General features: G+C 33.7%; 1 protein-coding gene. It reads right to left on the bottom strand.

Features of this window, described 5'->3' with window-relative positions; all coding sequences use genetic code 11:
• Positions 1–175: 175 nt before the first annotated feature.
• On the bottom strand, positions 176–439 hold the full coding sequence (locus JCM9140_RS22170) for a pro-sigmaK processing inhibitor BofA family protein (RefSeq protein WP_034751874.1): 264 nt from the start codon (positions 437–439) through the stop codon (positions 176–178).
• Positions 440–578: the final 139 nt, after the last annotated feature.

The raw sequence follows: 578 nt of genomic DNA, 5'->3' as shown, positions 1-578 counted from the left end.
CTCATTTGTCGTTTCGTGGCGACCTTTGTATCTTATCAAAAACAAATTATAATGTCAATATGTTTTTGTGTTTTTTTAGGTCTTCTTAGCGACAAGAAATAATATACCATGTAACAAGGGAAATTGCAACTATAAAAATAAAAAAATAGGGTTTGAACTTCAATCAAACCCTTCACTAAATAATAAACTGTTTAATTACGATTAAAAGAACAACACCCGGAACACCGAGCAGACCAGAAACAGCAGTTGTGACACCATTAATAGGGATGTGGAAATCAATAAAAGATCCAAATGTGTTTACAAAGAAGAGCATAAGTGCACCAATCACAAACTTTACAGCAATATTCCCTAAAAAACGAACCGGTTTCATTGGTGCACCAACAACTAATAATATGATAACGAGTGCAGCTAGAACTGAAATTAATATAATTGGATCCATTGTCTTCACCTCTCATTTTGAGCTTGTCTTACTAATCCCTATGCTTTGATCACAAAAAAAGACCAAACTACTCAAAGCAGTTCGTTCTTTTGAATATATCGTTCTCTAGCTTTCCTTAACAAAAAAAGAGTAAACCGCC

This window comes from Halalkalibacter wakoensis JCM 9140 (assembly GCF_000513095.1).
Classification (GTDB): Bacteria; Bacillota; Bacilli; order Bacillales; family Bacillaceae_D; genus Halalkalibacter; species Halalkalibacter wakoensis.
This window is presented reverse-complemented; position numbering and strand designations above follow the sequence as displayed.